The organism is Tropicimonas sp. IMCC34043 (genome assembly GCF_003390845.1).
GTDB lineage: Bacteria > Pseudomonadota > Alphaproteobacteria > Rhodobacterales > Rhodobacteraceae > Tropicimonas.
In genome coordinates, this window is sequence record NZ_QMEK01000002.1 from 72,023 (window position 1) to 82,546 (window position 10,524).

A 10,524-nucleotide genomic window follows, 5' to 3' on the forward strand; every position below is an offset into this window, starting at 1 on the left:
ACTCGCCGTCACAGCCTAACGTAAAGGCAGCTGGAACTCGCCCGGGCCGGGCCGCCTGTCCGGCGCCGGACCGGATCGCTTCGGCGCCGCTCCATTGCCATTCGCCGACGCTTCTGCCTTTCATGGGGCTGCACCGACAGCCCGCCGCCCCGCGGAGGTCGCGGTCGGCGCAGACACCGCGAAAATACTGTCAGGAAGAGGCCGGGCGCGTGGCAAAACTCGAGGGCGATCTCGACTATCTGGTGGCACCCGATCCCGCCGACCCGCGCCTGACTGCGGTCGTCGAGGGCGTCGACCAGGACGGCCGTCCGGTCAGCGCCGCGGTCGTCACCGAACGTCCGCTGACGATCTACCTGAACGGGCAGGAGATTGTGACCGCGATGACGATCGGCGATCACCCCGACCTGCTGGCGCTGGGATTTCTGCGCAATCAGGGGATGCTGGCGGCAGACGAGGCGGTCACCGGCATCGATCACGACGATGATCTTGGCGTCGTCGTGGTGCGCACCCTGCGGCAGACCGACTATGAGGCCAAGCTGAAGCGCAAGGTCCGCACCAGCGGTTGCGCCATGGGCACCGTCTTTGGCGACATGATGGAGGGGCTCGAGGGGATACGCCTGCCCGCGGCCGAGGTCCGGGCGAGCTGGCTCTATGCCCTCGCCCACCGGATCAACCGCACCCCCTCGCTTTATCTCGAAGCGGGCGCGATCCATGGCACGGTGCTGTGCGAAAGAGACCGGCCGCTGGTCTATATGGAGGACGTCGGGCGCCACAATGCCGTCGACAAGGTGGCGGGCTGGATGTTCACCCAAGGCACCGAGCCTGCCGACAAGATCCTTTACACAACCGGCCGGCTGACCTCGGAAATGGTGCTGAAATGCGCGCAGATGGGGATCCCGGTGCTGGTCTCGCGCTCGGGCTTCACCGCCTGGGGGGTGGACCTGGCGCGCGATCTCGACATGACGCTGATCGGGCGGATGCGCGGGCGGCGGTTCACCTGCCTCAGCGGCGCGTCGCGGCTGGTCCACGACGTGGACCCCGCGACCGTGGCCGAGGAAGACCGCGCCCATCGCCGCAAGGGGGCAGACCGCGATGAATGAACCAGTTGGGATCCCGGCCGTGATCCTCGCCGGCGGCCAGTCGCGGCGCATGGGCGGCGGCGACAAGTGCCTGCAAGAGCTTGGCGGCAGGCGGATGCTCGACCACGTCATTGTCCGGATCGCGCCGCAGGCGGCGCCGCTTGCATTGAACGCGAATGGCCCGGCGGCGCGGTTCGCGGCCTTCGGGTTGCCGGTGCTGGCCGATCCGCTGCCGGGCCAGCCCGGGCCGCTGGCGGGCGTGCTGGCGGCGATGCACTGGGCGGCCGGGCTTGGGGCGCCGCAGGTGGTGACGGTGGCGGGCGACACGCCGTTCTTTCCGACCGATCTGGTGGCACGGCTCGCCGCGGGCGCCGGGCCAGGCGGGCTTGCACTTGCCGCGACCGAGGACGCGATCCGCGGCACCCTGCGCCAGCCGACCTTCGGGATCTGGCCGGTTGACCTGCGCGACGATCTGCGCGCCGCGCTGGCGGGCGGACTGCGCAAGGTCGTGGCCTGGACCGGGTCGCATGGCGCGGCCGATGTGGTCTTTGCCACCCCGGGCGGAGTCGACCCGTTCTTTAACGTCAACACGCCCGAGGACCTTGCGGACGCGCGGGCGCGGGTCGGGGAGCCGGGCGCATGAAGGTCTATGGCGTGACCGGCTGGAAGAATGCCGGAAAGACCGGACTGGTCGAGCGGCTGGTGACCGAGATCACCGGCCGCGGCCTGACCGTCTCGACCGTCAAACATGCGCATCACACCTTCGATGTCGATCAGCCGGGCAAGGACAGTTTCCGCCACCGTGCCGCCGGCGCGGGGCAGGTCCTGCTGGTCTCACGCGCCCGTTGGGCGCTGATGACCGAACTGCGCGACGTTCCCGAACCCCCGCTCGAGGCGCTGCTCGCGCGGCTCGATCCGGTCGATCTGGTGCTGGTCGAAGGGTTCAAGCGCGACCGCCACCCGAAGATCGAGGCCCACCGCGCCGAGACCCGTCATCCGCTGATCGCGCCCGAGGATCCGAGCATCCGCGCCATCGCCTCGGATTCCCCTGCGACATTTACCGAGGACCTCGGCGACCGTCCGGTGTTCGACCTGAACGCCACCGCCACAATCGCCGACTTCATCCTTGGCGAGACAGGACTGACATGATTACCCCGCCCCCGCTTCGCAACGACTGCTTCGCCCTGCCCCCCGGGGTCGACTGGGTGCCGGTCGATGTGGCGCGCGCGCGCCTGCGCGCCGCCATGGCCCCGGTCGTCGGGCACGAGGTGCTGCCGCTTGCCGCCTGCGCGGGCCGGATCCTTGCGGTCGAGGCAACCGCGCCGCGCGCCCATCCGCCGGTCGCCAATTCCGCCGTCGACGGCTATGGCTTTGCCGGCCCGCTGCCCGAGGGCGCGGCCGATTTCTCGCTGCTCTCGGGTCGGGCGGCGGCGGGCGGGCCCTATGGCGGCACCGTTCCGCCTGGTGCGGCACTCCGCATCCTGACCGGCGCGATCCTGCCCCCGGGCGTCGACACCGTGGCGATGCAGGAGGACGTGACCCGCACCGGGCCGCATATTGCCCTTCAGGGACCGTTGAAGCGCGGCGCCAACGCCCGCGCTGCGGGCGAGGATGTGCGCCAGGGCGCCGCCATCCTGCCCGCGGGACGGCGGCTGCAGCCGCAGGATCTGGCGCTGGCGGCGGCGGTCGGGCTGGCAGAGCTGCCGGTATTCCGCCGCCTCAAGGTCGGCGTGTTGTCGACCGGCGACGAATTGGTGGCCCCGGGGGGCATTCCGCCCGAAGCGATGGCGCCGGGGCGGATCTTTGACGCCAACCGGCCGATGCTGCTGGCCGAGCTTGCCCGCTGGGGGTTCGAGCCGGTCGACCTCGGCATCGCGCCCGACGACCGCGCGCGGCTGCGGGCGCATCTTGAAAAGGCGGCGGGGCAGGTCGATGCGCTGATGACCTCGGGCGGGGTTTCGACCGGCGACGAAGACCATGTTGCCGCGATCCTGCGCTCCGAAGGCCAGATCGAGTCCTGGCGCATCGCGATCAAGCCGGGCCGCCCGCTGGCGCTTGGCCTGTGGCACGGCAAGCCGGTGTTCGGGTTTCCCGGCAACCCGGTCGCGGTGATGATCTGCGCGCTGGTCTTCGCCCGTCCCGCGCTGGAGGTTCTGGCCGGAGGCGACTGGTTCGAGCCGCAGGGCTTCCTGCTGCCCGCGGGATTCACCAAGTCGAAGAAACCGGGCCGGGCCGAGTTCCTGCGGGCCCGGATCGCCGCCGACGGCCGGGTCGAGACCTTCCGCTCGGAAGGCTCGGGGCGGATCTCGGGCCTCAGCTGGGCGACGGGGCTGGTGGCGCTCGACGATGGCGCGCGCGAGATCGCGCCTGGCGACCCGGTGCGCTACCTGCCCTTTACCGGCTTCGACGGCTGAGCGAGCGATGAACGAGATCCTGCAGGGGATGGCCCGGGCCGCATGGCTTGTCGTCACCCTCGATGCGGATCTGGTCGAGATCGCATTGCGGTCGCTGCAGGTGACGCTGACCGCGGTTGCCATCGCCTCGGCGATCGGCCTGCCGCTCGGGGCGTTGCTGGCGGTCAGCCGGTTTCGCCACCGCCGCGCCGCCATCGCGACGCTCAATGCGCTGATGGGCCTGCCGCCGGTGGTGGTGGGGCTGGTCGTCTATCTGCTGCTGTCGCGGTCTGGCCCCTTCGGAGTGTTCGGTCTGCTGTTCACCCCGACCGCGATGATTGTCGCGCAGGTGATGCTGCTGACCCCGCTCATTGCCTCGATCGCCCATCAGGCGATGCGCGATCTCTGGGCCGACTACCACGATCTTCTGATCTCGCTGAACGCCAGCCGGGCCCAGAGGATAAGGGCGCTGATCTGGGACGGGCGCCGGGCGCTGCTGACCGCGGCGCTTGCGGGCTTCGGGCGCGGGATCGGCGAGGTCGGCGCGATCATGATCGTCGGCGGCAATATCGACCATTCGACCCGGGTGCTGACCACCGCCATCGCGCTCGAAACCGCCAAGGGCGACTTTGCGCTCGCGCTCGGGCTTGGGTTCGTGCTGATCGCGCTGGCGCTGGCGGTCAATTTCGCCATCCACGGGCTGGCGCGGACCGAGGCGGGCAGCCGGTGGTAGCGATCCTTCCCCTGCGGCTTGAGGGGGCCGAGGTCTGCCGCAAGGGCAAACGCCTGCTCGGGCCGGTCGACCTGACGCTTTCGCCGCGCGGCTTCACTGCCGTCATGGGACCGAACGGCGCCGGCAAGACCACGCTGCTGCGGCTGATGCACGGGCTGGAGCGTCCCTCGGCCGGGCGGATCGCATGGCTGGTGCCGGAACAGAAGGCGCGGGCAGCGCAGGCATTCGTGTTTCAAACCCCGGTGGTCCTGCGGCGCAGCGTTCTGGACAACGTCGCCTACCCGCTGCGCCTGCATGGCTGGGCGCGCGACGCTGCACGCGCGCTGGCGGCCGACTGGCTCGCGCGCGTCGGGCTGGCCGATGCCGCCGACCGCCCTGCTACGGTGCTGTCGGGGGGCGAGCGGCAAAAGCTCGCGCTGGCCCGGGCGCTGATCCGGGCTCCGCAGATCCTGTTCCTCGACGAGCCTTGCGCCAACCTCGATGGCCGGTCGATGCGCGAGATCGAGGCGATCCTGTCGGCGGCGCATCGGGACGGCACACGGATCGTGATGGCGACCCACGATCTGGGGCAGGCGCGCAGGCTGGCCGGAGAGGTGCTGTTCCTCTACCGTGGCCGCATTCACGAGGCGGGGCCGGCGGCAGAATTCCTTGCCGCGCCGCAGACGGCAGAGGCCCGCGCCTTCATCGGGGGAGAGATCGTGGAATGAGGGTGATGCGCGGGGTGCTGGCGCTTGTCATGGTGCTGCTTGCCGGAACGGCCATGGCCGCCGACCGGATGCGGATGGCAGTGACGACATCGTTCGAGAATTCGGGACTGGCCGAGGTGATGCTGCCCGAGGTGCTGAAGGATCTGGATCTCGAGGTGCAGCTTCTGGTCGTCGGCACCGGTCAGGCGATCCGGCTCGGCGAGGCGGGCGACGTCGATGCGGTGCTGGTGCATTCGCGCCCGGCCGAGGAGGCGTTCGTGGCAAACGGCCACGCGCGGCACCGCACCCAGATCATGTACAACGACTTTGTCCTGATCGGCCCTGCGGGCGATCCGGCCGGCATTGCCGGGGCGGGGTCGGCCGCCGCCGCAATGTCCGACATCGCCGCCGCAGGCGCGCCCTTCGTCAGCCGCGGCGACGAAAGCGGCACCCACAAGGCGGAACTGGCGCTGTGGCAGGCGGCAGGGATCGACGCGGCGGCGCGCAATCCGTCCTGGTACAGGGCCGCAGGCGCCGGAATGGGCGCGACCCTGAACGTCGCTTCGGGCATGGCGGCCTATGTGCTGGCCGACCGGGCAAGCTGGCTCAACTTCGCCAACAAGGGCGATCTGGCGCTGCTGTTCGCGGGCGATCCGGCGATGTTCAACCAATACGCCTATCTGCCGGTGAACCCCGCGCTGCATCCGCATGTCAACGCCGCGGCGGCCGAGGCGCTGGAGGCCTGGCTGCTGTCGGACCGCGCGCAGGCGCTGATCGACGGCTATCGGCTGAACGGCGAGCAGCTGTTCACCTACAACGCCGGGGCGGACTAGACCCTGCGGCGACGGGTGGCCGACTGGCGCGGAGCCCGACAGCCCTCAGAACAGCCCGTCGATCCGCCCCTCGGCATCGAGCCCGATCGCCTCGGCGGCCGGCACCCGCGGCAGGCCCGGCATGGTGGTGACATCGCCACAGATCGCCACCACGAACCCCGCCCCGGCCGATAGCCGAACCTCACGGATCGGCAGGATGAAACCGGTCGGCGCGCCGCCGCGGTTCGGGTCGGCGGTGAACGAATAGGGCGTCTTGGCGATGCAGACCGGCAGATTGCCATAGCCGCGCTGTTCCCAATCCTTCAACCGCGCCTCGATCCTTGCGCCGGCATCGACCGCGTCGGCGCGATAGATCCGCTTTGCCACGGTTTCGATCTTTTCCAGCAACGGCATGGCGTCGGGGTAGAGCGGGGCGAAGTGCGCGGTTCCTGCCTCGACCAGAGACACGACCTTTTCGGCCAGTTCGACCGCCCCCTGCCCGCCCTCGGCCCAGTGGCGGCAGACCACGGTTTCGACACCGAAGGTTGCGGTGCAGGCGGCGATGGCCTCGATCTCGGCCGCGCTGTCGCCGTCGAAATGGTTGATTGCCACCACGACCGGCACCCCGAACTGCGCCAGATTTTCAAGATGCCGGGCAAGGTTGGCGCAGCCGCGTTCGACCGCCGCCACATCCTCGGACGCCAGATCGCGCTTTGCCACTCCGCCGTTCATCTTCAACGCCCGCACCGTGGCGACCAGCACCGTCGCAGCCGGGTTCAGCCCCGCTTTGCGGCACTTGATGTCAAAGAACTTTTCCGCCCCCAGATCGGCGCCGAACCCCGCCTCGGTCACCACATAATCGGCCAGCTTCAGCGCCGCCCGGGTAGCGATCACCGAATTGCAACCGTGGGCGATATTGGCGAAGGGGCCGCCGTGGACAAAGGCCGGCGTATGCTCCAGCGTCTGGACCAGATTGGGCTGCACCGCCTCGCGCAGCAGCACGCTCATCGCCCCCTCGGCCTTCAGGTCGCTGGCAAAGACCGGGCTGCGGTCGGCCCGCCGCGCCACCACGATCTCGCCCAGACGGCGTTCCAGATCGGCCAGATCCGTCGCCAGACAAAGGATCGCCATGACCTCGGAGGCGACGGTGATGTCGAAGCCCCCCTGACGCGGATAACCGCTGCCCGGCCCCCCGAGGCCGCAGACGATGTCGCGCAGCGCGCGGTCGTTCACGTCCAGAACCCGCCGAAAGTCGATCCGGCGGATGTCGATCCCCAGCGCATTGCCCCAGTGGATGTGATTGTCGATCATCGCCGACAGCAGGTTGTGGGCCGCGGTCACGGCGTGGAAGTCGCCGGTGAAATGCAGGTTGATGTCTTCCATCGGCACGACCTGCGCCCGCCCGCCACCAGCGGCGCCGCCCTTCAGCCCGAAGCACGGGCCAAGCGAGGGTTCGCGCAGACAGATCATCGCCCGCTTGCCCAGCCGCTGCAGCGCATCCCCCAGCCCCACGACCGTCGTCGTCTTGCCCTCGCCCGCGGGGGTCGGGTTGATCGCCGTCACCAGCACCAGATTGCCGTCTGGCCGCCCCGCCAGACTGCGCAGGAACGGCTCGGCAATCTTGGCCTTGTCGTGACCATAGGGCAGCAGTGCCTCGGGCGGGATCCCGAGCGCCCCGCCGATTTCCGATATGGGTCTTTTCTGGGCAGCGCGCGCGATTTCGATGTCGGACATGATCACTTTCCGGGACGTTTTGGCACCAGATCCACGGTGGACAGGGGCGCCGCGCGCGGCGCGCTTGCCCGCCGGCGGACCGACTGCCAGAGTTTAAGGCGAACGCCCTCTTCTGCTAAAAGGGGCCATGGCGCCAGCAAGATCCACTTTCGCCACCGGAGAAACCGTCCATGCAACGGGCACCTGCCCGTTTCATGCCGGTTGTGGCCGCTCGGCCGCAGGATGGTGCAAATTCGCCGCAATTGACCTGAAGCGTCGGGTATGGTTGCGCTAACAACAACTCCGCCTGCGTCCTGTCCTGAGGGAGTCATGACCATTTCCAGCGAGACCAGTATGAACAAGCAAGAAGAGCCCCCCCGCAACGGACGCAACCCCGAGGACGAGGACGGTATCCGGTTTCTCGGCCGCGTACTCGGCCGCACCCTGCACGCCCAGGAGGGAGGCCGCGCCTTTGACACGGTCGAGGACATCCGCCTCGCCTCGATCGACTATCACCGCACCGGCGACGAGACCGCCTATGCCAGACTGCAGCGGATCATCGCCGGACTGGCCGAGGATCGGACCCTGCAGGTGCTGCGCGCCTTCACCTATTTCCTGCACCTTGCGAACATCGCGCAGGACGAGGAAATCCTGCTCGCCCACCGCGAAAGCACCGAGACCTCGCTGAAGGCGACGCTCGACGACGCGCTCGAAACCGGCATGAGCCGCGAGCAGTTGATGAAGTTCTTCCGCGAGGCTCTGGTCAGCCCGATCCTGACCGCCCACCCGACCGAGATCCGCCGCCAGAGCATCATGCGGGCCGAATTCTCGATTGTCCGGCTGCTGGACGAGCGCACCCGCGCCCGCCGGATCGGGCTCGACACCGCCGAGATCGACGGCGCCATTGCGCGCGAGATCGAATCGTTGTGGCAGACCCACCTGCTGCGGCTGACCAAGCTGACGGTCAACGACGAGATCAAGAACGGGCTTGCCTACTTCGACCACACCTTCTTTCAGGCCGTGCCGAAGATCCAGGAGACGGTGCACGAGGCACTGGGGATCGGCGTGCGCGACGAACCGCTGCCGGCCTTCCTGCGGATCGGCACCTGGATCGGCGGCGACCGCGACGGCAATCCCTTTGTCACCGACGAGGTGTTGAGGAACGCGTTTCGCCTGCAATCGGGCCACGCGCTGCGCCACTACCTCGGCGAGGTACACAAGCTTGGCTCGGAACTGTCGATGTCGACCCGGGTGGTCAGCGTCGATCCGCAGATCGAGGCGCTGTCGGCGGCCTCGCCCGACCCCGCGAACCGCCGCCAGGACGAGCCCTATCGGCGGATCCTGACCTGGGTCTATTCGCGGCTTGGCGCCACCTTGGTCGACATCGACCCGCAGGCCGCCCCCGCCCAGGTGGCCTTCCCGGCCGAACCCTTCTCCGGCCCGGACGAATTCCTCGACGTGCTCGACGCAATCGACGCCTCGCTGCGCAGCCACCAGTCCAGCACCATCGCCGACGGGCGCCTGCTGACGCTGCGCCGCCAGGTCGTCAGCTTCGGCTTCCATCTGTCCAGCGTCGATCTGCGCCAGAACTCCAAGATCCACGAAACGACCGTGGCCGAGCTGTTCGAGGCGGTCGTGCCCGGCACCGGCTATCTGCAATTGTCCGAGGACGAGCGGGTCGCGTTGCTGCGCGCCGAACTCGCCTCGGCGCGGGCGCTGATCCGGCCCTACTGGACCTATTCCGACAAGACCGCGCAGGAATTGCGGATCTTCGCCACGGCGCGCGAGATCATCGACCGCTTCGGGCCGAAGGCGATCACCACCTCGATCATCTCGAACTCGGAAACCGTCTCGGACGTGCTCGAACTCTGCGTGCTGCTGAAAGAGGCGGGGCTTCTGGGCGTCGATGGCGCCTGCACGATCTCGGTCGTGCCGCTGTTTGAAACCATCGCCGACCTGCAGAACGGCCCGGGCATCGTCGATGCGCTGTTCGCACTGCCCGAATACCGCCGCATCGTCGAATTCCAGGGCAATACCCAGGAAATCATGCTGGGCTATTCCGACAGCAACAAGGACGGCGGCTTCACCACGTCGAACTGGGAGCTGTTCAAGGCCGAGGGCGAGTTCGTGCAGCTTTTCCGCGACCGCGGGGTGCGGCTCAGGCTGTTTCACGGCCGCGGCGGCTCGGTCGGGCGCGGCGGCGGACCGGCCCGCGAGGCGATCATCGCCCAGCCCCCCGGCGCGGTCGCGGGCCAGATCCGGCTGACCGAACAGGGCGAGGTGATCTCGTCGCGCTATTCTATGGCGGAAATTGGCTATGCCCACCTCGAAACCCTGGTTTCGGCCACGGTCGAGGCCTCGCTCCTGATCAAGGAAAGCGCGACCACCAAGGCCGGCGTCGCGATCATGGAAAGCCTGTCGGACCACGCCTTCCGCGCCTATCGCGATCTGGTGTTCGAAACCGAAGGCTTCGAGGATTTCTTCTGGTCCTCGACCATCATCAGCGAGATTGCGGCGCTCAACATCGGCTCGCGCCCGGCTTCGCGCAGCAAGACCCGCGAGATCACCTCGCTGCGCGCCATCCCTTGGGTATTCAGCTGGGCGCAGTGCCGGTTGATGCTGCCGGGCTGGTATGGCTTTGGCTCGGCGGTCGAGGCGTGGATGGCAGAATACGAGGGCGACGGCGCGGCCGTGCTGGCCGGGCTTTACAACGACTGGCCGTTCTTCCATTCGCTGGTGTCCAAGGCCGAGTCGGTCATATCGAAAAGCAACCTGACGATTGCCGCGCATTACGCCGATCTGGTCGAGGATGTCGAACTGCGCGACCGGGTCTTTGGCCGGATCACCGAGGAATGGCACAAGACGGCCGATGCGCTCAGGGCGATCACGGGCCGGGGGCCCGAGGAGGTTGCGGCCGCCGATGTCTCGCTGCACCACCGCGCGCCTTACCTCGACCCGCTGAACCACATCCAGGTGGCACTGCTGCGCAAGGCCCGGACCGAGGAAGCGATGAGCGAACGCGCCCAGCGTGGTGTGCTGCTCTCGATCAACGGGATCGCATCGGGGCTGCGCAACACCGGCTGAGGCGAGGTCTCCGGCGTGGGGGCC

At 68.6% G+C, this 10,524-nt stretch carries 9 protein-coding genes; 8 read left to right on the plus strand and 1 reads right to left on the minus strand.

Annotated features, from left to right (window positions below; genetic code table 11):
* Positions 1-209: 209 nt before the first annotated feature.
* Genes DQG17_RS10105 through DQG17_RS10135 form a run of 7 tightly spaced genes read left to right on the plus strand, consistent with a single transcriptional unit; the run spans position 210 to position 5,724 of the window.
* The gene (locus tag DQG17_RS10105; RefSeq protein WP_116132726.1) at positions 210-1,100 is read left to right on the plus strand and encodes a formate dehydrogenase accessory sulfurtransferase FdhD; all 891 of its coding nucleotides are present in this window, start codon (positions 210-212) and stop codon (positions 1,098-1,100) included.
* Complete coding sequence (gene mobA / locus DQG17_RS10110) at positions 1,093-1,722, plus strand: molybdenum cofactor guanylyltransferase MobA (RefSeq protein WP_116132727.1); 630 nt, start codon at positions 1,093-1,095, stop codon at positions 1,720-1,722. Before DQG17_RS10105 ends, mobA begins: the two co-directional genes overlap by 8 nt.
* The gene (gene mobB, locus DQG17_RS10115; RefSeq protein WP_116132728.1) at positions 1,719-2,228 is read left to right on the plus strand and encodes a molybdopterin-guanine dinucleotide biosynthesis protein B; all 510 of its coding nucleotides are present in this window, start codon (positions 1,719-1,721) and stop codon (positions 2,226-2,228) included. Before mobA ends, mobB begins: the two co-directional genes overlap by 4 nt.
* On the plus strand, positions 2,225-3,493 hold the full coding sequence (locus DQG17_RS10120) for a molybdopterin-binding protein (protein WP_116132729.1): 1,269 nt from the start codon (positions 2,225-2,227) through the stop codon (positions 3,491-3,493). Before mobB ends, DQG17_RS10120 begins: the two co-directional genes overlap by 4 nt.
* Positions 3,494-3,500: 7 nt before the next feature.
* Positions 3,501-4,205, plus strand: coding sequence for an ABC transporter permease (locus DQG17_RS10125; protein ID WP_116132730.1), 705 nt, complete (start codon positions 3,501-3,503; stop codon positions 4,203-4,205).
* Positions 4,199-4,912 carry an ATP-binding cassette domain-containing protein gene (locus tag DQG17_RS10130; RefSeq protein WP_116132731.1) on the plus strand — a complete coding sequence of 238 codons (714 nt, stop codon included), beginning with the start codon at positions 4,199-4,201 and terminating at the stop codon, positions 4,910-4,912. The genes DQG17_RS10125 and DQG17_RS10130 overlap by 7 nt, the downstream gene beginning before the upstream one ends.
* Positions 4,913-4,917: 5 nt before the next feature.
* Entirely contained in the window at positions 4,918-5,724 is an 807-nt protein-coding gene (locus tag DQG17_RS10135; protein WP_116132732.1) for a substrate-binding domain-containing protein, read from the plus strand.
* Positions 5,725-5,769: 45 nt separating this feature from the next.
* Here DQG17_RS10135 and DQG17_RS10140 read toward each other — a convergent pair whose 3' ends face one another.
* Positions 5,770-7,437: a formate--tetrahydrofolate ligase gene (locus DQG17_RS10140; RefSeq protein ID WP_116132733.1), complete on the minus strand. Its 1,668-nt coding sequence runs from the start codon at positions 7,435-7,437 to the stop codon at positions 5,770-5,772.
* Positions 7,438-7,770: 333 nt separating this feature from the next.
* Here DQG17_RS10140 and ppc point away from each other — a divergent pair, with 333 nt between their 5' ends.
* The gene (gene ppc, locus DQG17_RS10145) at positions 7,771-10,500 is read left to right on the plus strand and encodes a phosphoenolpyruvate carboxylase (protein WP_116133153.1); all 2,730 of its coding nucleotides are present in this window, start codon (positions 7,771-7,773) and stop codon (positions 10,498-10,500) included.
* Positions 10,501-10,524 lie beyond the last annotated feature (24 nt).

What these genes read in the sequence shown, in the direction of transcription:
- mobA (WP_116132727.1), top strand. Translation starts at nt 1,093, where the DNA reads ATGAATGAACCAGTTGGGATCCCGGCCGTGATCCTCGCCGGCGGCCAG.
- mobB (WP_116132728.1), top strand. Translation starts at nt 1,719, where the DNA reads ATGAAGGTCTATGGCGTGACCGGCTGGAAGAATGCCGGAAAGACCGGA.
- DQG17_RS10120 (WP_116132729.1), top strand. Translation starts at nt 2,225, where the DNA reads ATGATTACCCCGCCCCCGCTTCGCAACGACTGCTTCGCCCTGCCCCCC.
- DQG17_RS10125 (WP_116132730.1), top strand. Translation starts at nt 3,501, where the DNA reads ATGAACGAGATCCTGCAGGGGATGGCCCGGGCCGCATGGCTTGTCGTC.
- DQG17_RS10135 (WP_116132732.1), top strand. Translation starts at nt 4,918, where the DNA reads ATGCGCGGGGTGCTGGCGCTTGTCATGGTGCTGCTTGCCGGAACGGCC.
- DQG17_RS10140 (WP_116132733.1), bottom strand. Translation starts at nt 7,437, where the DNA reads ATGTCCGACATCGAAATCGCGCGCGCTGCCCAGAAAAGACCCATATCG.
- ppc (WP_116133153.1), top strand. Translation starts at nt 7,771, where the DNA reads ATGAACAAGCAAGAAGAGCCCCCCCGCAACGGACGCAACCCCGAGGAC.